This window comes from Methanoculleus sp. MH98A, from assembly GCF_000691865.1.
In the GTDB taxonomy this organism is placed as follows: domain Archaea; phylum Halobacteriota; class Methanomicrobia; order Methanomicrobiales; family Methanoculleaceae; genus Methanoculleus.
On sequence record NZ_JMIO01000042.1, the window covers coordinates 1 to 19,242 of the forward strand.

Genomic DNA, 19,242 nt, shown 5'->3' on the forward strand with positions numbered 1-19,242 from the left:
CTATGGCGATATTCCCACGGTCCACTGTATTGGGCTATTTTACATCTCCAGCCGTTCCTCCAGTCTCCACCCCGAGCGAAGCGACCTAAGGAAGTTGAAAACCCGCCTCCTTCACCACCTCCCGTAGATCCCCGTCACCTCGGCGAACTCCCGCATGCCCTCGTCCCCCGCCTGGTCGGGCCGGAGCCGCCACTCCCAGTTCCCCTCCGTCGTGCCCGGCCGGTTCATCCGCGCCTCCTCCCCGAGACCGAGGATGTCCTGCATCGGGACGATGACGGTATCGGCGGGGGAGAGCATCGCGAGACGGATGAGGATCCGGTGTATCTCATCGGCGCTCACCGGTCCCCCGATGTAGCGGAACAGGAGGTTTTTCTGGTCGTCGGGGACCTCGCGCTCGAACCACCCCCGGACGGTGTTGTTGTCGTGCGTCCCCGTGTAGGCGACGGAACCTTCCGTGATGTTGTGGGGCGCATGGGGGTTGTGCGCGACGTCGCCGGAGAAGCCGAAGGTCAGGATCTTCATCCCCGGGAACCCGAAATACGCCATCATCTCGTGGACGTCGGGAGTGATGTGACCGAGGTCTTCGGCGATGATGGGAAGGCACGACCTGCTCCGTGCAAGCAGCGTAAAGAGGTCTCTGCCGGGTGCGTCGACCCAGTACCCGTTCCGTGCGGTCTCTTCCCCGGCAGGCACCTCCCAGAACTGCATGAACCCCCGGAAATGGTCGAGACGCAGCCGGTCGACGAGGGTGAGGGTGCGATCGATCCGGCTCTCCCACCACCCGAATCCCCGCTCCCGGTGCGCGTCCCAGTTGTAGACCGGGTTCCCCCAGAGCTGCCCGTCATCGCTGAACATATCCGGCGGCACGCCCGCGACAGCGGTCGGCTTCTTCTGCTCGTCGAGCTTGAAGAGCCCCGGGTTTGCCCAGAGGTCGACGCTGTCGTAGGTGAGGTAGAACGGGATATCCCCGATGATCTGGAGGTGGCGCATGCGGCAATGCTTCTTGAGCGTCTCCCACTGGCGGTCGAAGACGTACTGGAGGAACTTCTCCCGAAAGATCCGGTCGGCAAGTTCCGTACCGTACTTCCGCAACGCCTCATCGTGCCGGTCCCGGATTCTGGCCGGCCAGTCGCCCCAGACCCTCCCGGAGAAACGCTCCCGGAGAGCCATGAAAATGGCATAGTCGTTGAGCCACGACGTGTTGTCGGCCGCGAAATCCTCGTAGCGAAAATCGGAGCCGCGTTCCTTGAACCGTTCGAACGCCATATCGAAGAGACCGTTCTTGTAGTCGAGAACCGCCCGGTAGTCGACCCGGTCCGCGGGAAAGTCCGGCGGGTTTGCGATATCCTCCGGGGCGAGGAAACCGTCTGCGACCATCTGCTCGGGGCTGATGAGCCAGGTGTTTCCGGCGAACGCCGAAGTGCTCTGGTAGGGTGAGTTGGCGAACACCGGGCACGTCGGGTTGAGGGGGAGAATCTGCCAGTAGCGCTGCCCGGCACGGCTGAGGAGATCCACGAACCGGTACGCCGCGGGCCCGAGATCGCCGATCCCGTACGGCGACGGAAGAGACGTGACATGCAGAAGAACCCCGCTGCTCCGCCGGTTCATGCTCGTCTCCTCCCTACGTCACCCGCACGCCGAGGCATGCCGCCGCCCTCCCGAAGGCCTCCGCCCACCGTTCTGCACCCCCGTCACCCCGGCCGGCACGCTCCCGCATCTCCGCATAATGCCCGCGCATCCCGACGCAGATGTTCTGGCTCTCCCATAGAGCCAGCGGTAGAGGAAATACCTTTGCACACCCGACGGTGCGGGAGACCTCTTCGAGCGGAGCGGGATCATCCGGTCGGGCCGCTGCCGCCCGGAGAGCGAGCGTGATCCGCCTGCTCGCCGCCTCCCCGAGGGCCGCGAGATCGGGCTCGATGCTCCCCGCCCGCACCTCCTCCGCGAGCGCGAAGAACCGCCCGGGGTCGGGACACCCTTCTCTGATCATCGCGAGCAGCCGTTCGGCGCGGGCGTGCGCCAGGAGACGGACGGCGGCTCCCGGCGCGGGGAGCCCGAGGTCTTCGAGCGCCCCGATTGTTGGCATCGCATCGCGGTAGACCGTGCAGACGGCGTCTCCGATCCCGGGCCCGATCTCGCGGGAGATCGTCCACCGCTCCTCGTCGGAGAGGTCGGGAGCGGTATAGACCCGGGAAAAGGCACCGGCTATCGCCCCTGCCGGATCGGAGCTCTCCCATACCGTCCTGAACGCCTCGCCGCCCCCGGGCTCGCGCACGCCAAGGATGATCCGGTCGATCCCGTCAAAGAGCGCGGCCGCATCGAAGAGCGCCTCCTCCCCCGTCGCCCGGCACCGCACCCGGACGGTCCCGAGGATACGGCGTTCTTTTGCGTTCAGGCGGTACGGCCAGTCTCCGGCGACGTCGTACATCCCCGACGCAGCCGCGGGATGGTCGAGGCCGAAGAGCGCGTATAGGGCGGTCCCTGCCGCGATCCGGGACAGATCGACCGCCGCCGGCCGGACCAGGGCATCGTAGACCTCCGCGCCGGTCGAGTACCGCGGATCGTTTACGGGAGCACGGCGGAGGATCTCGACGAACCGCGCCTCGAGGTCGAGGTCGAGAACCTGCCGGGCGAGATCCATCGCCCGTTTCGCGTGCCGCATCACCTGAACGCTCCCCGGCTCCGTGATATCGTCGAAGAACCAGCCGCAGCTCGCCTGCATCAGCATCGCCTGCCGCTCCGCTTCAAGGAGGGAAAGCGCCCGCTGCCGCTCTCCGGCATCGATGCCGCCGGGCGCGTGCCGGGAGAAGAACGCCGCCACGCTCTCGTCCGACCACCGGGCGAGGACGAGATCGACGGCGTTGTCGCGGACACCGGCCGCGAGCGCCTCCTCCGACCGGGGGGCGAGAGCATCCCTGACCATGACGATCGCCTCCCGGAGCGGCCCGCGCCATGCCTGCGACCACCCGGGATGCGTCCCGCTATGGCACCCGCACTCCGCCCGCCATCGCTCGATACCGTGAGCGCAGCTCCACGACGTCCCTTCGCGGATAAGCGCCTCGTGTGTGGGCGGGTGAGCGTCGAGGTACTCGCCGTAGACCGTGATGCGGATGTCGCGGCGCGCCTCGATAGCCCGGAGGCAGTAGGCGAGCGCCATCTCCCCGAACTCGCGGTGGTGGCCGTAAGTTTCCCCATCCGTCGCGATATGCACGAGTTCCGGGCGGCCTCTCTCCCGGGAGAACGCGCCCATCAATCGCCCGGCAAACCGCCGCCCGTCGAAGAGCAGGTCGCCGAACGCGACGTCGCGGGCGATTGCCCCGTCGTAGAAGAAGACCGCGATGCCTCCCCCCGGAGGGCAGGCGGCAGAGGTAGGGCATCTTCGTGTCTACCTGGCCGCCCGAGACGTCTTTCCAGCCTTCCTCCCCGAGCGCCCGCACGCCTGCGGCCTGGTGGGGGGCGAGGATGGTGAACCGGATGCCTGCTGCCGCCAGTATCTCCAGGGACTCGATATCGACCGCCGTCTCCGAAAGCCACATCCCTTCGGGCATTCGACCGAACCGCGCCGTGAAATCGCGCACACCCCAGGTCACCTGGGCCCGTTTGTCCCGCCGGGCCGCGAGCGGCATAATGACGTGGTTGTAGCAGCAGGCGATCGCAGACCCATGGCCGCCGTAACGCTCCCGGCTCTCGCGGTCGGCGTCGAGAATCGCACCGTAGATCCGGGGGCGGTGCCACTCGAGCCAGGCAAAAAGCGTCGGTGCGGCCGTGAAACTGATCCGTGCGTAGTTGTTCACGAGTTCCTCGATCATCCCGTCATCATCGAGGATGCGTGCGGCGGTGTTCGGGGCGTAACACTCCGCGGTCACCCGCTCGTTCCAGTCGTGGTATGGTGCGGCGGAACGCTGCACCCCGACCTCCCCGAGCCAGGGGTTCTCGCGCGGGGGCTGGTAGAAGTGGCCGTGGATGCAGACGGCACGCATCAATCGTCACGCCCCCTCGGGACAGAAGACGACCACCCCGAGCGGGGGCAGGGTGAGCGGAAGCGAGCACGACCGGCCGTGGGCGGGGATTCGCTCCGCCTCCATTCCGCCGAGGTTCCCGACACCGCTCCCGCCGTATTCTGCCGCATCGCTGTTGAGCACCTCTTTCCAGAACCCGCCGAACGGGACGCCGATCCGGTAGTCGTAGCGCGGCACCGGGGTGAAGTTGCAGACGACCAGGACGACGTCGTCGGCCGACCGCCCCCGCCGCAGGTAGCTGACAACGCTCTTCTCGACGTCCGAGAAATCGACCCACTCGAACCCCGCCTGATCGGCGTCCCGCTCGTGGAGGGCGGGCTTCCGCCGGTAGAGGCGGTTCAAATCGGTAACCCACCGGAGGATCCCCTGGTGCGGAGCATACTGCAGAAGGTCCCACTCAAGCCCGGTCTCGTGGCTCCACTCCGACCACTGCCCGAACTCGCCCCCCATGAAGAGGAGTTTCTTGCCCGGGTGCGTGAACATATACCCATATAGGAGACGAAGATTCGCCCGTTTCCGCCACTCGTCGCCGGGCATCTTCCCGATGAGCGCGCTTTTCTCGTGAACGACCTCGTCGTGCGAGAGGGGGAGGACATAACGCTCGGAGAACGCGTACCATATGCTGAACGTCAGGAGATCGGGGCGGTACTTCCGAAAGACCGGGTCGAGCGTGAAGTAGTCCAGCGCATCGTGCATCCAGCCCATGTTCCACTTCAGGTCGAACCCGAGCCCCCCGGTCGCGGTCGGGGCGGTCACCCCCGGCCAGGCGGTCGCCTCCTCGGCGACGACGAGGACGTCCGGGAAGTTTGCGTGGACGGTGTCGTTCACCTTCCGGAGGAACGCCATCGCCTCAAGGTTCTCCCGCCCGCCGTAGACGTTCGGCGTCCATTCTCCGGCGCTCCGGGCGTAGTCGAGGTAGAGCATCGAAGAGACCGCGTCGACCCTCAGACCGTCCGCGTGGTAGCGGTCGAGCCAGAAGACGGCGCTGCTGATGAGAAACGACCTGACCTCGTTCCTCGCGAGATTGAAGACGTAACTCTTCCATTCCGGGTGGTAGCGCTGGCCGGGAAGGGCATGCTCGTAGAGGTAGGTGCCGTCGAAGTAGGAGAGGCCGTAGCCGTCGGAGGGAAAATGGGACGGTACCCAGTCGAGGATCACCCCGATCCCGCGCAGGTGGAGATGTTCGACGAGGTGCATGAAGTCCTGCGGGGTGCCGTGCCGGCTCGTGGGGGCGAAGTAGCCGAGCGTCTGGTAGCCCCAGGAGGCGTAGAGCGGGTGCTCCATGACCGGGAGGAACTCGACGTGCGTGAAACCGGCCTCGAGCAGGTAGTCGGCGAGTTCGGTTGCGATCTCCCGGTAGTTCATGCACCGTCTCTCCCCCTCCGGCATCCGCCACGAACCGATATGAACCTCATAGACGGATATCGGGGCGTCCGGGGTGTTCGCCTCTTCCCGGCAGCGCATCCACGATCGGTCGCGCCAGGCGTAGGTAGTGTCCCAGACAACGGACGCGGTCTTCGGCGGAACCTCCCAGAAGCGGGCGAACGGGTCGCCCTTCTCCACGCGGTAGTCGTGGTACCTGCTCCTGATGTGGTATTTGTAGAGCGCCCCCTGGCCGAGTTCCGGGACGAATCCCTCCCAGATGCCGGAGTCGTCGCCCCGCGCCGCGAGCGGGTGTTCGCCCGCCTTCCACCCGTTGAAGTCCCCGATGACCGAGACCTCCGCGGCGTTCGGCGCCCAGACGGAAAAGAACGTCCCCTGCACACCGTCAGCGACGGCGGGATGCGCCCCCAGCTTCTCGTAGAGGCGGGTATGGTTCCCCTGCCGGAAGAGGTAGACGTCGTAGTCGGTGACGAGCGTCCCGGTCTTCGTGATGTCGGGCAACGTCTGCTGCATGCTCTCACCCGTCCCATGTATCTTCATCGCGGCCCGCCAGGGGGATGTCCCTGTAGACGCCGAGCATCCGTTCGGTGACGACGCTCCACCGGAACCTGTCCATCACTTTCCGCCGGCCGGCTTTCCCGAGCCTCTGCATGTAGGCCGGATCGTCGATGAGGTGGCAGACTCCCCAGGCGATCGAGTCCAACCGGACGGGAACCTTGATCCCGTTTTTGAAATTGTCGATATTCTCGGCGAGCCCCCCGACTTCGGTCGCGACGACGCAACGCTCCGCGCTCCAGGCCTCCGTGAGGACGAGCCCGAACGGCTCGTTCCTGCTCGGAATGGCGACAAGGTCGCAGGCGTTCAGGAGCCGGACGTGATCCTCGTCGGAGATGTAGCCGAGGAACTGCACGGGAAGACCGTTCGCCGCCCCTTCCAGGTAACCGCGCATATCCCCGGTGCCGGCGAAGAGAAACTGCACGTCCCAGCGTTTGGCGAGGATCTTGGGTATGGCCTGCATCAGGAGGTCGGGCCCCTTCTGGTAGGTGAGACGCCCGACGAAGAGGACGACGGGAGCGAGCGGGTGGATGCCGTAACGTTTCTTCACCTCGCCCGGGTCGACCCGGGTGCGGTAGGCATCGGGATCGATCCCGTTCGGGATGACGACGATCTTCCACTCGGGGATGTTGTAGAGCCACATCACCTCGGTCTTCGTTGAATAGGAGACGGTCGTGACCGCCTTTGCGATGTAGCCCCCGTACCACTCCTTGCCCGATATCTCCTGGAACTCCCACCAGCCGCCAAAATTCCCCCCGTGCCGGCCGTACTCGGTGGAGTGGAAGGAGAGGACGGTGTTCCTGTCACGGAGAACATGTAGCGCCTCGACGAGGTGCCAGTCGTGGAAATGGAGGATGTCGAACGGCGGCGTGTCGTGAGCGCGGAACGCGTCCACGAGCATGTTGCTCATCGTCCTGCAGTACTCGATGACGTTGTCGCCGTACGGCAGGCAGTAGTGGTAGTGGACGCTGTTGATCGTCGCGTCGTCTCCCTCCCCCCGCGTGAAGAAATGGACCTCGTGCCCCATCAGGGCAAGGCGCTCGGCGAGGTGGGTCGCCGCCGGCGCAAGGCCGCCCACCTTGAAGGTGGAATGGAGCGACTCCCAGCAGAAGAAGGCTATCTTAAGCGTTTCCATAGTCCGTCAATCCTCTTCTGGATCGTCGTTCGGAGTTCGGTACGGTCGGAGACTCCCGAAACCTTCTTCGCCAGGTTTTCGTCGCCGATGACGAGGTCGATCCACCGGGAGACGTCTTCGCGCTCCACATGATAGCGGATGACGTCGTCGGAAGCAAATTCGAGCAGGTTCAGGAGTTCCTGCAGGCTGTGGGCGGCGTAGCCGGCCGGCCGTTCGTGCGACGAGAAGTAGAACGCCTTCTCCGGCGGGACGCAACGGAGCGCGAGGACGGATTTCCGGGACCGTGCGCCGGCCGCGGATCGCTCCTCGAGATCCGAGAGAACCCGCATGAAGGAGGCGAAGTGGTCGTGGGTCGCCTGGTGGCTGACGGCGTGGAGCGGTTTCCCGCACGAGGCCGAGCGCATGGCCATCCTGCGGATATGGTCGGTATCGAGAAGACACCGCCAGATGCCCCTGTTCGCAATCAGATCGCCGGCTTCCTCGAGCGCCTGGAGAGCGGACTGCTGCAGGATGGTCCTCTGCAGGTTTTCCGGTTCGGTCGTCTCCCCGATCTCCCCGTGCGACGGAAGGTTTGCGGCATCCGATGGGCGCACGGCCTCTATCCCCTCCCCGGCGAGGGCGGCCGGGAGCGCCCGCAGGAACTCCAGAATGCCCGTCTCGGCCCCGATGGCGTCCCCGAAGACCCGGTAGTCGAGGAAGAGCGTGACGCAGTCGCCGGGGGATACGGAGAGCCACCCCGCATACCGGTCGGCCATGAGCGGCCATTTGTCCCACCCCCGCCAGGGAAACCGGACGGCAATATCGTCGGCGAGATCGCAGTGGGTGACGATGACGGGAAGATCGCGGTAGGTGTATGTGTAGTTCGGGTCTCTCTCGAGAGCCGGCCCCTCGCCCCCCTCGATGACGGCCGCCCTGATTCCGGCATCCCCGAGCACCTCTGCGGTGGCGGGGGTGATGGGGTAGTCGGTATGCGCAAACGTGGTCGGCACGATGGAGAAGCGTTCCTTCATCAGGTCGCGATGCATGAGGAGTTCGGCTTCAAACTCCGCAAGATCGGCGAACAGTCCGGCGACGCTGTGGTGGTAGGTCCCGGCGAGGAGTTCGACGTTAGGGTGGGTGGCCGCACGGGAGAGGAGGTCGAGCGTCTCCGGGTACCACTCCTCAAGGCGCTCCACAACCGTCCCGGAGATGCTGAGGGCGCAGGCAAACCCGCCGTCCAGGAGGTCGAGGAGTATCTCCGTTGCCGGCCAAAAAGAACGGTCGATGACATCTCCCAGGTCTTCCTTCATATTCGGATTAAAATAACTGTCTTTCGCGTCTTTTGTTCTCTTTACCGTACCTGGCCGAAATCCGGGATTGAGGTAACAGGGATAGTGAATATCGAATCCCAGACAGACCTTTGGTGGATTTAAGCCCTCGCCCGTCATCGGTGGTAGATGGGGGTTTCCGTATATAAATGTCGTCGGCTCCGGGTGCCCATCGATCCAGTTCGCTTCTCCCGGCGCCGGTGCACCGGGAACGGGAGAGGACCATTGGCCGGGCCGTTCTCGCCGAAGACGGTAAATTCGCAGGATACGGCGTCATCCGGAGGTGCCGGAGCGGCTACAAGATCGGGTCGCTCTTTGCGGAAACGCCGGAGATTGCGGAAGAGATCTTCATTGCTCTCTCTTCGCAGGTGACGGGCGAGCCGGTCTACCTGGATACGCCGGAACCGAACACCGCCGCCGTAGCGCTCGCCCGCCGGCACGGGATGTCGCCCGTCTTTGAGACGGGGCGGATCTACACGAAAGCCATCCCCGATCTCCCTATCCGTGAGATCTTCGGCGTGACGTCGTTCGAGCTCGGGTGACACGGCCCTCCTGTACCATTGCACCCAGAATTTCACATGCAGCGTTGCTTCACGCGAATTAAAAATAGCAGTGACGATGCGGATCCCGGCCGGTGAACCGGGAGCCCCTGCGTCACGTTCTTGGGAGAACCTTATTCTCCCTTCAGCATCGCGTCGATCGCCGCGGCCGCCTTCTTCGCCGAGCCCATCGCCTCGATCACCGTCGCCGCGCCGGTGGCGATGTCCCCGCCGGCGTAGACGTGGGGGATGGACGTCCGGCCGTTCTCGTCGACGACGACGTTGCCCTTCCGGGCGCGCTTGAGGCCCGGGATCAGGGAGACGAGGAGCGGGTTCGGGCTCGTGCCGATCGCCTGGACGACCATGTCCACGTCGAGGGTGAACTCGCTCCCCTCGATCGGCTCGGGGGACCGGCGGCCGCTCGCGTCGAGGCCGCAGAGGGACATCTTCACGCACTCGATCCCCGCGACGCACTGCTCGCCGAGGATCCGGGTCGGGTTCGTGCAGGTGTAAAACTCGATCCCCTCCTCCTGTGCGTGCAGGACCTCGGCCCTCCGTGCCGGCATCTCCTCCTCGCCCCGCCGGTAGATCAGGGAGACCTTCGCCCCCAGGCGGCGCGCCACCCGGGCGGAGTCCATCGCGACGTTCCCGCCGCCGATCACCGCCACGCGGGCGGCGTGCATGACCGGGGTGTCGGACTCTGGAAACGCCTCGGCGTGCATCAGGTTTACTCTTGTCAGGAACTCGTTTGCCGAGTAGACGCCGTTCAAGTTCTCCCCCGGGATGCACATGAACGCGGGGAGCCCCGCCCCGGTCGCGAGGAAGACCGCATCGTAGCCAAGGAGTTCGTCCACGCTGACGCTCCGGCCCACGAGGTGGTTCTTCTTCAACCGGGCGCCGAGGGCAAGCACCTGTTCGATCTCCGCTTTGACGACGTCTTTGGGGAGCCGGAACGCGGGGATGCCGTAGGTCAGGACCCCGCCGGCCTCGTGGAGCGATTCATAGATCGTGACGGCATGGCCGGCGCGGGCGAGTTCGGCCGCGGCCGTCAGCCCCGCCGGGCCGGACCCCACGACCGCCACCCGCTTCCCGGTCGGCTTTGCCACATCGGGGAGGGTAGGGTCGTTCTCCCGCTCCCGGTCGGCCACGAACCGCTCGAGCGCGCCGATCCGGATCGGAGTCTCCTTGTTGCCGAGGATGCAGACGCCCTCGCACTGGGTCTCCTGCGGGCAGACCCGCCCGCAGATGGCCGGGAGCATGTTCTGCTCCTTGAGCGCCCGTGCGGCCGCGGGGAAGTCCCCCTCCGCGACATGCCCGATGAACGCAGGGATATCGATGTTGACCGGACAGCCCGTTACGCAGAGGGGTTTCTTGCACTGCAGGCACCGCTCCGCCTCGGCGACGGCCTCGTCGGCGGAGAGGCCGCAGTCGACCTCCCCAAAGTCCTTGATCCGGACGTCGGCCGGCCGGTCACTCATGGTGGTGGCCTCCTTCGCCGCACCGGCACCGGTGCTCCGCGAACCGCTCAAGCGAGGCCTTCTCCTGCGTGGTGTAGATCCGCTGCCGCTGCATCAGTTCGGCGAAATCGACCTGGTGGGCGTCGAATTCGGGGCCGTCGACGCAGGCGAACTTCGTCTCCCCGCCGACGGTCACCCGGCAGGACCCGCACATCCCCGTCCCGTCGACCATGATCGGGTTGAGGCTGACGTAGGTCTTGACGCCGTAGGGCAGCGTCGCGCCGGAGGTGACCTTCATCATGATGGCGGGGCCGATGATCCAGACCCGGTCGATCTTCCTCTCCTCAAGCAGTTTCTTCAGGACGTCGGCCGCAAACCCGTGGACGCCCTTGCTCCCGTCGTCGGTCGTGATGTAGAACTCGTCGCAGATCTCCTCCATCTCGTCCTCCAGGATGAGGAGATCGGCGTTCCGCGCACCGATGATGCCGATGACGTGGTTGCCGGCATCTTTGAGTTCTTTTGCGATGAGGGGCGTGCTCGCGATCCCGACACCGCCGCCGATGACGCAGCAGGTGCCGTAGTTGCCGATCTCGCTCGGTTTGCCGAGCGGCCCCACGACGTCGCTGATGCTGTCGCCCGCGCTGAGGGTCGCAAGCTCCTCGGTCGTCTTGCCGACGGTCATGAAAATCACCCGGACGGTGTCCCCCCTGACCGCGGAGATGGTGAGCGGTATCCGCTCGCCCGCTTCGTGCAGGCGCAGGATGATAAACTGGCCCGCCCGTGCATGCTGCGCCACCTGCGGCGCGCGTATCCAGTATTCGTAAACCCGGTCGGCGAGTTTTGTCGCCAATTCTATCTTATACAACCGCTTCACTCCTGATGATGTTGGTCTTCTTGACGTCGAAATGCATCTAACGCTTCGTACATATTGTGGCTTCAGCCTCTTTACTGCAGCTCCTCTACCTTGAACCGCACTCCATGGCCGACCGGAGCGAACATGGATGCGGAGTAAAAAACATGAACGGTTATCCGTTGATCCGTCACAGGGATAGGTATGCGGAGCCAGGTAATCTGGGGGATTGTCCTGACCGCCATCGGCGCTGCGATCGCGCTCATCGCGGTCCTGGGGATCCCGTTCCTCCTCATCTACAGCATCCCGCTCATCGTGATCGGCCTCGCGCTGATCATCTGGCGGGGGCGCGAGGAGGTCCTCGAAGCAATCAAGGAGTGAACTGGATATGATACTAACGACGACTGAAGAAGTGCCGGGCTACGCCGTAGGGGAGATTCTCGGCGTGGTCTCCGGCAACACCGTACGGGCGAAGAACGTAGGAAGAGACGTCATGGCGGGGTTAAAGAGTCTCGTCGGCGGGGAACTCGAGGAATACACGTCCATGCTCGCCGACGCCCGGACCGAGGCCTACAACCGGATGGCCAATGCCGCGCACGATCTCGGCGCCGACGCAGTGGTGAATATCCGGTTTGCAACGTCGCAGACAATGGGTGGTGCGGCGGAACTTCTTGCCTACGGGACGGCGGTGAAACTCGTCCCGAGGAAGTAAGGGTTCTTCGGGGTTTTTGGCGGCGGGGGAGACTGTCTTTCTTTTTTTGTTTGGGATTTACAGTACGGATTTGAGGCCGTGGGTATCGGGAACGTGTTTGACTTCTTGCTGGGGATTAAAACTCTTGCTACTCACACATTTCCGTAACACGGATTTCCATCGGCTTCGCACCTTCGGTGCTCTAGCTCCGGTTCTCCGAACCATCGCTTATCGCCACGCACTGCCCGCCCCCTGGGGAGGGGAACGACTGCTGGAACAGCAGGAGTTTGAGCACCGCAGGTGCGAGTGAGGAGGCCGAAGGCCGGGCGGGGTGCGACGGACGGGACGTCCGGAGCTTGAGAAGACCGAAGGTCTTCGAGTGGGGGTACAGGTATAGCCTTCTGGGGTAGAGACAGGGGAGGGGGGATGCTCCCCCCTTCCCACCTGACGGTGGTCGAGCTCCGGTTCTATGAACCATCGCACTCCCCGTCAGCCCCTCCCCATGGCGATATTCCCACGGTCCACTGTACCCGGACCCTATACTCGTTTGACTGTGCTACCTGATGTCTTAGACACAAAAAACGACGCCCTGCAGCGATTTCAGGGTCAACCGCTGCAAAACATGAAGCCTCAAGGGGACAGAGCCCCTCGGGCTCATTCACTCCCCGACCTTCTTCACCTTCCGCACCCGCACCGCGACCCCGCGCTTCGACCGGAGCATCTCGTCTGCGCCCATCGTCGCCCGCCCGGTGGCGATCGCGAGCGGTCCTTCGACCAGCACCTCGTCGCCCTCCCGGATACGGGGATCGCAGTCCGTGATGCCCGGGGCGAGGACGTCGCCCTGCGGTACGAACGAATCTATCCTGACCCGGTAGCCTCCGGGATCAGGTCCCAGCCGGCAAACGTCGGGCGGAAGAGCCCGGTCCCCGCGTCGACGCTGAAGAGCTGCTGCTTCCCGCGGAGCACCGCCATCTGCATGCTCCTCCCCCGGAGCTGGAGGCCCTTCGTGCTGATCTCCGTCCCGAACTGCCAGGAGACCGTGCCGCGGATGGTGTCGGTCTGCATCCTCCGCTCGCCTTCGAGGGCGGCGTTTAATGCCCGCAGGAACCCGGGGACGTCGGGTGGCCCTCGCAGGTCACCTCGAGGTCGATGCCGCAGGCTTCCGCCGCCATCTCCGCAACCGTGAGCGCCCCGCCCTCAAGGTGCGCGATCACCCGGCGGTAGGGGTGTGCAGCGAAGTAGCGGGTGAGGATATCGGCGATGAAGGCGCACTCCTCGCGGTCCCAGTAGCCGGTCACCGGCACGTCGTAGTGCGCCGCCGGGTAGACCCGCTCGAGTTCTCTCGGCACGAGGCCAAGCGGCGAGGTGACGATCAGTTCGTGCGCCCGCCGGTTCACGGTGTTCACAAAGAGCCTGTGGCTCCGTGAGAGCGAGTAGGGCTTCCTCGCCGAGCAGGGCAGGAGGACCGCGACGTCCGTTCTGGTCGGGACGAACCGCTCGATCACCCGGTCGGCGAACCGCCGGACTTCCGCCCGGTTCTGCGACTCGGCGGTGTTGGCCTGCATCGGGATCGCCCGCGCCACCGGGAGGGAGCGCTCCATGAACGCGTAGTTGCGGTCGAGGAACCGGAGGATGCCGACCTGTGCGGCGTCCGTGCGGCACCGGGCCTCCATCAGTTCCCGGAGCCTGCCGGCCTCGACGTAGTGCCGGACGAGGGCGAGCTCGCGGTCGAGCGCGAGACGGTTGTGCCGGAGAAGGTCGCCCTCCCGGCACCCCTCGCACCCGCAGACCCCGGTCTCCATCATCGACGCGGGAAACTCGCCTTCGGAGAGGCAGAACTTCTTCTGCGCCGTGGCGAGGTCGACCCCCCGGTAGTCAAAGAGGTCGAAGCCCGAGTAGACGAGGAGGCAGGCGGTCGAGGGGAGCGCCGCAACCGGGGCGTACCATGCGGTGTCCGGCGGGATCTTCTCTTTTAAGCCGGCAAGCCATCCTGCGTAATTCCGGGGGTTCTTCTCCGCCGTATGCCAGTTCGCGACCATGACGCAGTCGCCGGACTCCGCCGAGGCGGCGAGCGGGTGGACGGCCACCGGCTGCCCCTCGCCGGGGGAAAAGTAGTTCTCCACGAACGCCGGGTCGATGGCGAGCGGGACGTTCGAGAGAGCCCGGTCGCGGAGCGTGGGGAAGAGGGCATCCGTATCGAGGGCGGCGGGGAGGGATACGCTTGCCTCTTCGTGCTCGTAGGTTCCTACCCGGGCGAGACCGTCGCGTTTCTGCGCCTCATACCTGCTCATAGAGCACCTCCGCACCGGGCACCTCTTCGAGGACGAGGGGCGCCCACTCCTCGCCGCACCGGACGGCGAACCGGCTCCCCGGGTGCGCCTCCATCAGCGCCCGGATGCCTGCACACCCCGACCTGACCATATCGTCGTCCCATTCCGGGACCTCGCTCTGGCCTACCGGGAAGGTCTCCGCGAGTTCCACCGGGTACGGCCCGAAGGGAGGCTTGAAGTTCAGGACGGTGTCGAACCCGGACGCTTCCTGCCCGTTGAACGAGACGAGCACCCGTTCCCCGAGGGGGATGCGGGGGATGACCTCGTGGAACCGGAGCACCTCCGTTCTCCGGCAGGTCTCCGAGCCCCGGTAGAAGAACCGGCGCTTGGAGACGGGATCGTCACGTTCGAGTTCCGCAGCGTGGGCGAGGAGTTCCCGGTAGCCGTCGAGCAGGCGCGGGTGGCTCCGGCACCGCTCGTCGACCAGTTCCCAGAGCGTCCCGTCCTGGATCGCCTGCCGGATGCGGGCGATCTCCGCAAGAGTGACGTGCAGGTTGTGGAGGGCGAGCAGCCGCTCCCGGTCGTCGGACTTCCGGAGCTCGTCGGCGGTCATCGAGCGGCAGACCCGGCAGGCGCAGGGGAGTTCCGCGAGTTCATCGATCTTGAGGCTCCCGTGCGGGGTGATGTAGCGTCCTTCCCGGGCGAAGAGGGCGTATGCGGCCGAGTCGAAGAGGTCGCAGCCCATCGCGACGGCGAGGGCGAACATCGACGGGTGGCCTGCGCCGAAGAGGTGGACGGCGGTCGCCGGGGAGAGGCCGCGTTTCGCCGCAAGGACGACCTGCACGAGTTCCTTGTAGCGGTAACTCTCCATCAGCGGCACCACGGCGCCGATGGGAGCGAAGGTGAAGTCGAGGTCCCGGACGGCGCGGCCCGCCTTCTCGCGGAGGTCGGTGAAGATGCCGCCCTGCACCGGCGCTGCCAGGTTCGCGTCGGGGAAGAGGGCCTGTGCCTCCCGGATCCGCTCCATCGTGACCGCGAGTTCCCGTGCCGCCCTCCCGGGCCCTGCGTCCGGCGGGGTGGGGATGTCCAGGGGGACGACGATGTCGCTTTTTATCGCCTGCTGGAACTCGAGCGTGTCGGGGTTGCTCACCTCGACCTCCCCGTAGACGGAGAGCTGAAACGAGCCCGAGTCGGTCATGATGACGCCGTCGAAGTCGAGGACGCCATGAAGCCCTTCCGCGAGCGCCCGGTCGTGGAATTCGGTGCTCCGCCTGAATATGTAGGCGTTCGTGATCAGCGCTTCGACGCCCATCTCCTGCATCTCGCGGGGGGTGACCAGGGGGAGGTGGGGGTTGACGACGGGGAGGAGCGCGGGCGTCCGGACCGTTTTATCGTTCACCCTGAGTTTGCCGACCCTTCCCGCGATATCTTTGTGTATGACTTCAAAAGTAATTGCCATTCGGTTTAAACCGCCTTTTCTTCGAATATCTGCCCCTCGAACGTCTGCACGGCGACGTCAGCGCGCTTCCAGCACCCGGGCGGAAGCCCGGCCTTGACGCAGGTCTGGTCGAGGAACTCTCTGCTGTCCCAGCCGTACTCGTTCGGGACCTGCGGGAGGAGAAGACCTCCTCTCCCGAGGCCGCTGACGATCAGGCCGTGCTTCCCGACTTCGACGTGGTCGAGGCGCTCCTCCGGCGGGCAGTCGAGCGTCAGGGGAAGCGTGAGCACCGTCACCTCGAGATCGAGGCCGTCGAGTTCCCGCCGCGATACCGGCGGGAACCGGGGATCCTCGAGAGCCGCCGATGCGGCCGCTTCAAGGATCGCTTCGCCGAGCGGTTTTACCGGGTACGGGAGGCCGATGCATCCTCGGAGATGCCCCTGCCGCTTGATCGTGACGAAGACGCCGCGCTTCTCCCCAAAAACCTCTGGGAGATCGGGCAGCACCATCCGTTCGCCGTCGACGGCTGTCTCGATGGTTTTGCGTGCCAGACGAACTGCCGTTCTGCCTTCTTCCGGGGTCAGCATTTCCATCAAAATGGGTTGTATGATATTGAATACTTTTAGTCTTTCTCGGGAGAAGAGGGAGCGGGAGCACAGGCCGGAGAGGTGATGGAGCAGGGCGCGTTGCCCTCGGGGCGCACCAGAACGGTCAGGGACTCGCCTGCGGGGATGGGCCGGTCGAGGCGGAGCCGGATTGTGCATTCCTCCCCGGCACCAAGGAGGTTGTCGCCCCGGGGTGTTGCCGCCGACCACGTCCCCGGTTCCGGAAGGGTGTCTTTGGACGGGGCGAGGATCTCAAGATACGTCCCTGCCATGACCGTCACGGTGGCCCGGGCAAGGTCGACCGGATCGTCTTCCCCGGTATGGGCGACGCGGACGGCGACGGTATCGACGAAGGTGCCGGAGAGCCCCTGAATCGACGAGGAGCCGGTGACTTCCCCGATCGGTTCAAGACACGGTTCGCCTGCGGCAAAGACAGGATACATGTCCGAATCAGGTGTTGAGCCGCCGCCCATAGCGCCCGCCCCGGACGAGACGAGCGAGAAGAGTGTGGCAACCGCGACGAACGCCGCAAAGATTGCCGCAAGCTCCAGGTGTGTATGAACTTCGCTTCCCCCCATGGTAACGCCAATGGTAAGACCCTGGAGAAGGTATATAAACGTATCTGTGTTTTCGGTATGCGCGGCCGATCCGGAAACGACCGTAGAACGGTTCTATTTCGGGCGGCTGGGGGAGAACCCGGGCGGAGCACCCGCACGGGTATATATTCCCGTGGTAGATAATATATGGGAGAGGGAGAGTGCGGCCGACGGTGGCACATCCTGTGCCGCTGAGGAAAGTCCTCCCACCGGCCAGACACGCAGCCGCATGCAAGTGCGGGTGGCGAGAGTCACGGCAATGACACAGAAACGACACGGCCCGCCGTCAGTGATGAAACGATCGAGCCCCCGTCCGGGGGCGAGCGGCGCGGGTTTCCGCGCAACTCGTTGAACGCAGCGGCGGGAAACGATGAAACGGTGAATCCCTGCGGGTGCAAGCCAGAATCGGGCATATGGATCGTCTGGTATCCGCCCAGGTATGGCGCGTAGCTGAATGCCGCACCGAACAGAAGGAGGCTTACTCCTCCCACTCTTACAATGAAACACTTTTATGGTAGTTTAACCACCCTTTGGTTTCAGTTCGATCTCCTCAAACGTCACGACATGCGAGTCGAAGACGTCGCCCCGTTCGTTCACGAAGAGCTGGACAAAGACCTCGGCGGGTGTGTTCTCCATGGATATGACGTCTCCATGCTCCGCCCTGGCTTCGAACCCGAGGATCTCCAGTTCGCTAAAGACGGCGTCCCGGGTGTGGTAGGTCGAGAGGACATCCCTGACCTTTGCAAGAACGGTCTGCTGCTCCTCCTCTGTTACGGCCATGCCCTTCCCATGTGCCCGGGGTATATTAAACCCCTCCAGTGCCCATAGGCAAATATATATGTAAAAAAATTACTATTAGTAATAAGATGGAGATACCCACCCCGGCGGAACTGCGGGAAAAAAGACTCCGTATGGGTCTAAAGCAGGCTGATGTGGCCCGTATGGCCGGAATCAGCCAGTCCATGGTCGCGCGGATCGAGGCGGGCAGCGTGGACCCGAGGGTGAGCACGCTCGCCAAGATCGTGGATGTTCTGCAGGCAGCTGAAAACTCAACAATCACGGCGGCCGACGTGATGCACACCCCCGTGCTCTCCGTCGCCCCGGACGATCCCGTCGGCCGTGCCGTCGAGATCATGGGAAAAAATGGTATCTCCCAGCTGCCGGTGCTCGAGAAGGAGGTGCCTGTCGGGTGCATATCCGAATCGGCAATCATGAACGCCATGGAGGAAGGAGGGCTCCACCAGACGCACCGGAAACTTGTGCAGGACTACCTGGAGCCCGGGTTCCCGACGGTTCCCCCGACAGCATCCATCGATACGGTCGTCCACCTCCTGCACCACAGCCATGCGGTCGTCGTTATCGAGAAGGGGAAGGTGCAGGGTGTGATCACCAAGCACGACCTGATATCGTTGATCACCTGATTTTAGAGCAGTGAGACCAGGTCCCGGAGAACCGCTTCGGGATCGTCGGCCTTGACCACGCTTGAGGCGAGGAGGACGCCGCATGTCCCGAGGTCGACGGCGATCTTCACGCACTCGCCCGACTGGATGCCCGCCCCGGTCAGGACCCTGACGTCCGGGTTCACCGCCCGAACAGCGTTGACCGACCGCTCGATGATCCCCGGGTCGGCCTTCGAGACCGAGACACCGCTCCCGATCAGTTCCGGGGGCTCGATCGCCACGTAGTCGGGACGGAGGGCTGCGGCGGCGGCGCTCGTCGCGTCGTTGTTCGTGCAGACGACCGACTCGAGGTGGAGTCTCCGGGCGCTCTCGACGCAGGCGTCGATATCGGCCAGGGTGAGGCGGCGCTCGGAGTGGTTGATCAGGGTGCCCCGTGCGCCCGCCGACCGGACGGCTTCCGGGAGAATATGGCCGGTATGGGCGCCGGGCGTAATCGCATCGATATGCTGGGCATAGACCGGGATCGCGTAGTGCTGGCTCATCGGGTGAAGCTCGGTAAAGACCGGCGCGATACCGATGACGGCTCCGCTCTCTTTTGCCACGGTCTCGGCCGCAGCGGCGATCCGGTGGGCGTTGCTGCCCATACCCTCCTGATAGGTCTTGAGATTGACCAGAACGAACGGGGAATCCATATTCATAACCTCATAATAGGCGGATACATACCAAACATCAGCGTTATCCGCTTTGAGTAGTTTGCTTATTTATCATTGTGGTTATTAATACCAGAGGTCGTCCCGAAAAAATTTCTGAACCTTCGACATATCCTAATCAGAGCACTTACACCCCAGGATTCTTTCACCTGAAATATATAGTGACTATCTCCTTCAAGATTTCACGTAACGTCGTCTCACGCGAAGAACGCGAAGCCGCGAAGAAATTGATTGCTATCCCAATCCCCCTTCGCGACTTCGCGTGAGATAGAAGAACCCCATATATT

At 64.4% G+C, this 19,242-nt stretch carries 20 protein-coding genes and 1 other RNA gene; 5 read left to right on the top strand and 16 right to left on the bottom strand.

Translation table 11 applies throughout. The annotated features are described in order from the left end of the window. Positions 1–111: 111 nt before the first annotated feature. Genes malQ through EI28_RS06920 form a run of 6 tightly spaced genes read right to left on the bottom strand, consistent with a single transcriptional unit; the run spans position 112 to position 8,519 of the window. A complete protein-coding gene (gene malQ, locus EI28_RS06900; protein WP_048113777.1) occupies positions 112–1,608 on the bottom strand; it encodes a 4-alpha-glucanotransferase in 1,497 nt (498 codons plus the stop codon). A 13-nt stretch (positions 1,609–1,621) separates the two neighbouring features. Further along, positions 1,622–2,923, bottom strand: a complete 1,302-nt coding sequence (locus EI28_RS14800) for a DUF3536 domain-containing protein (RefSeq protein ID WP_231476635.1) — start codon at positions 2,921–2,923, stop codon at positions 1,622–1,624. A gap of 58 nt (positions 2,924–2,981) precedes the next feature. Then, positions 2,982–3,980, bottom strand: a complete 999-nt coding sequence (locus EI28_RS14805; RefSeq protein ID WP_231476633.1) for a hypothetical protein — start codon at positions 3,978–3,980, stop codon at positions 2,982–2,984. Positions 3,981–3,986: 6 nt separating this feature from the next. Beyond that, complete coding sequence (gene glgB / locus EI28_RS06910) at positions 3,987–5,915, bottom strand: 1,4-alpha-glucan branching protein GlgB (protein WP_048113778.1); 1,929 nt, start codon at positions 5,913–5,915, stop codon at positions 3,987–3,989. Between the two features lie 4 nt (positions 5,916–5,919). Continuing rightward, the gene (locus EI28_RS06915; RefSeq protein ID WP_048113781.1) at positions 5,920–7,092 is read right to left on the bottom strand and encodes a glycosyltransferase family 4 protein; all 1,173 of its coding nucleotides are present in this window, start codon (positions 7,090–7,092) and stop codon (positions 5,920–5,922) included. Beyond that, the gene (locus EI28_RS06920) at positions 7,074–8,519 is read right to left on the bottom strand and encodes a glycoside hydrolase family 57 protein (RefSeq protein ID WP_048113783.1); all 1,446 of its coding nucleotides are present in this window, start codon (positions 8,517–8,519) and stop codon (positions 7,074–7,076) included. The genes EI28_RS06915 and EI28_RS06920 overlap by 19 nt, the downstream gene beginning before the upstream one ends. 29 nt (positions 8,520–8,548) lie before the next feature. Here EI28_RS06920 and EI28_RS06925 point away from each other — a divergent pair, with 29 nt between their 5' ends. After that, positions 8,549–8,941, top strand: a complete 393-nt coding sequence (locus tag EI28_RS06925; RefSeq protein ID WP_155937289.1) for a hypothetical protein — start codon at positions 8,549–8,551, stop codon at positions 8,939–8,941. A 131-nt stretch (positions 8,942–9,072) separates the two neighbouring features. Here the strand turns inward: EI28_RS06925 and gltA are convergent, their stop codons facing one another. Together gltA and EI28_RS06935 are read right to left on the bottom strand one after the other, a co-directional pair. Continuing rightward, positions 9,073–10,416: an NADPH-dependent glutamate synthase gene (gltA, locus tag EI28_RS06930; RefSeq protein ID WP_048113800.1), complete on the bottom strand. Its 1,344-nt coding sequence runs from the start codon at positions 10,414–10,416 to the stop codon at positions 9,073–9,075. Then, entirely contained in the window at positions 10,409–11,269 is an 861-nt protein-coding gene (locus EI28_RS06935) for a sulfide/dihydroorotate dehydrogenase-like FAD/NAD-binding protein (protein ID WP_082223107.1), read from the bottom strand. The genes gltA and EI28_RS06935 overlap by 8 nt, the downstream gene beginning before the upstream one ends. 180 nt (positions 11,270–11,449) lie before the next feature. Here EI28_RS06935 and EI28_RS14405 point away from each other — a divergent pair, with 180 nt between their 5' ends. Both EI28_RS14405 and EI28_RS06940 read left to right on the top strand, forming a co-directional pair. Further along, the gene (locus EI28_RS14405; RefSeq protein ID WP_197018470.1) at positions 11,450–11,626 is read left to right on the top strand and encodes a hypothetical protein; all 177 of its coding nucleotides are present in this window, start codon (positions 11,450–11,452) and stop codon (positions 11,624–11,626) included. 7 nt (positions 11,627–11,633) lie between these two features. Beyond that, positions 11,634–11,957 (top strand): YbjQ family protein, encoded by a 324-nt coding sequence (locus EI28_RS06940; RefSeq protein ID WP_048113787.1) that lies wholly within the window; start codon positions 11,634–11,636, stop codon positions 11,955–11,957. A 637-nt stretch (positions 11,958–12,594) separates the two neighbouring features. Here EI28_RS06940 and EI28_RS15460 read toward each other — a convergent pair. The 6 genes from EI28_RS15460 to EI28_RS06960 are packed head-to-tail and all read right to left on the bottom strand — an operon-like array spanning position 12,595 to position 16,827. Then, positions 12,595–12,831 carry a PUA domain-containing protein gene (locus EI28_RS15460; protein ID WP_369792266.1) on the bottom strand — a complete coding sequence of 79 codons (237 nt, stop codon included), beginning with the start codon at positions 12,829–12,831 and terminating at the stop codon, positions 12,595–12,597. Next, positions 12,795–13,001 (bottom strand): hypothetical protein, encoded by a 207-nt coding sequence (locus tag EI28_RS15465; RefSeq protein WP_369792264.1) that lies wholly within the window; start codon positions 12,999–13,001, stop codon positions 12,795–12,797. The genes EI28_RS15460 and EI28_RS15465 overlap by 37 nt, the downstream gene beginning before the upstream one ends. Positions 13,002–13,027: 26 nt before the next feature. Then, on the bottom strand, positions 13,028–14,227 hold the full coding sequence (gene arcS, locus EI28_RS06945; protein WP_369792265.1) for an archaeosine synthase subunit alpha: 1,200 nt from the start codon (positions 14,225–14,227) through the stop codon (positions 13,028–13,030). Beyond that, positions 14,214–15,665 (bottom strand): tRNA guanosine(15) transglycosylase TgtA, encoded by a 1,452-nt coding sequence (gene tgtA / locus EI28_RS06950; protein WP_048113789.1) that lies wholly within the window; start codon positions 15,663–15,665, stop codon positions 14,214–14,216. Before tgtA ends, arcS begins: the two co-directional genes overlap by 14 nt. Before the next feature lie 5 nt (positions 15,666–15,670). After that, the gene (locus EI28_RS06955; RefSeq protein ID WP_048113791.1) at positions 15,671–16,237 is read right to left on the bottom strand and encodes a TIGR00296 family protein; all 567 of its coding nucleotides are present in this window, start codon (positions 16,235–16,237) and stop codon (positions 15,671–15,673) included. A 29-nt stretch (positions 16,238–16,266) separates the two neighbouring features. Further along, a complete protein-coding gene (locus tag EI28_RS06960; protein ID WP_048113792.1) occupies positions 16,267–16,827 on the bottom strand; it encodes a hypothetical protein in 561 nt (186 codons plus the stop codon). 169 nt (positions 16,828–16,996) lie between these two features. Between EI28_RS06960 and rnpB the strand changes: the two genes are divergently transcribed. Continuing rightward, an RNA gene (rnpB, locus tag EI28_RS13160) (RNase P RNA component) lies at positions 16,997–17,338 on the top strand. A 26-nt stretch (positions 17,339–17,364) separates the two neighbouring features. On the opposite strand, the gene EI28_RS06965 is transcribed toward rnpB, so the two are convergent. After that, entirely contained in the window at positions 17,365–17,625 is a 261-nt protein-coding gene (locus EI28_RS06965) for a hypothetical protein (protein WP_048113794.1), read from the bottom strand. 86 nt (positions 17,626–17,711) lie between these two features. Between EI28_RS06965 and EI28_RS06970 the strand changes: the two genes are divergently transcribed. Beyond that, a complete protein-coding gene (locus EI28_RS06970; RefSeq protein ID WP_048113796.1) occupies positions 17,712–18,266 on the top strand; it encodes a CBS domain-containing protein in 555 nt (184 codons plus the stop codon). 2 nt (positions 18,267–18,268) lie between these two features. On the opposite strand, the gene tpiA is transcribed toward EI28_RS06970, so the two are convergent. Continuing rightward, positions 18,269–18,937: a triose-phosphate isomerase gene (gene tpiA, locus EI28_RS06975; protein WP_048113797.1), complete on the bottom strand. Its 669-nt coding sequence runs from the start codon at positions 18,935–18,937 to the stop codon at positions 18,269–18,271. Between the last annotated feature and the right edge of the window lie 305 nt (positions 18,938–19,242).

Bases quoted from the DNA above. Each gene is read 5' to 3' on its own strand.
- malQ (WP_048113777.1), bottom strand. From the start codon at position 1,608: ATGAACCGGCGGAGCAGCGGGGTTCTTCTGCATGTCACGTCTCTTCCG.
- EI28_RS14800 (WP_231476635.1), bottom strand. From the start codon at position 2,923: ATGGTCAGGGATGCTCTCGCCCCCCGGTCGGAGGAGGCGCTCGCGGCC.
- EI28_RS14805 (WP_231476633.1), bottom strand. From the start codon at position 3,980: ATGCGTGCCGTCTGCATCCACGGCCACTTCTACCAGCCCCCGCGCGAG.
- glgB (WP_048113778.1), bottom strand. From the start codon at position 5,915: ATGCAGCAGACGTTGCCCGACATCACGAAGACCGGGACGCTCGTCACC.
- EI28_RS06915 (WP_048113781.1), bottom strand. From the start codon at position 7,092: ATGGAAACGCTTAAGATAGCCTTCTTCTGCTGGGAGTCGCTCCATTCC.
- EI28_RS06920 (WP_048113783.1), bottom strand. From the start codon at position 8,519: ATGACGGGCGAGGGCTTAAATCCACCAAAGGTCTGTCTGGGATTCGAT.
- EI28_RS06925 (WP_155937289.1), top strand. From the start codon at position 8,549: ATGTCGTCGGCTCCGGGTGCCCATCGATCCAGTTCGCTTCTCCCGGCG.
- gltA (WP_048113800.1), bottom strand. From the start codon at position 10,416: ATGAGTGACCGGCCGGCCGACGTCCGGATCAAGGACTTTGGGGAGGTC.
- EI28_RS14405 (WP_197018470.1), top strand. From the start codon at position 11,450: ATGCGGAGCCAGGTAATCTGGGGGATTGTCCTGACCGCCATCGGCGCT.
- EI28_RS06940 (WP_048113787.1), top strand. From the start codon at position 11,634: ATGATACTAACGACGACTGAAGAAGTGCCGGGCTACGCCGTAGGGGAG.
- EI28_RS15465 (WP_369792264.1), bottom strand. From the start codon at position 13,001: ATGCAGACCGACACCATCCGCGGCACGGTCTCCTGGCAGTTCGGGACG.
- arcS (WP_369792265.1), bottom strand. From the start codon at position 14,227: ATGAGCAGGTATGAGGCGCAGAAACGCGACGGTCTCGCCCGGGTAGGA.
- tgtA (WP_048113789.1), bottom strand. From the start codon at position 15,665: ATGGCAATTACTTTTGAAGTCATACACAAAGATATCGCGGGAAGGGTC.
- EI28_RS06955 (WP_048113791.1), bottom strand. From the start codon at position 16,237: ATGGAAATGCTGACCCCGGAAGAAGGCAGAACGGCAGTTCGTCTGGCA.
- EI28_RS06960 (WP_048113792.1), bottom strand. From the start codon at position 16,827: ATGGGGGGAAGCGAAGTTCATACACACCTGGAGCTTGCGGCAATCTTT.
- EI28_RS06965 (WP_048113794.1), bottom strand. From the start codon at position 17,625: ATGGCCGTAACAGAGGAGGAGCAGCAGACCGTTCTTGCAAAGGTCAGG.
- EI28_RS06970 (WP_048113796.1), top strand. From the start codon at position 17,712: ATGGAGATACCCACCCCGGCGGAACTGCGGGAAAAAAGACTCCGTATG.
- tpiA (WP_048113797.1), bottom strand. From the start codon at position 18,937: ATGGATTCCCCGTTCGTTCTGGTCAATCTCAAGACCTATCAGGAGGGT.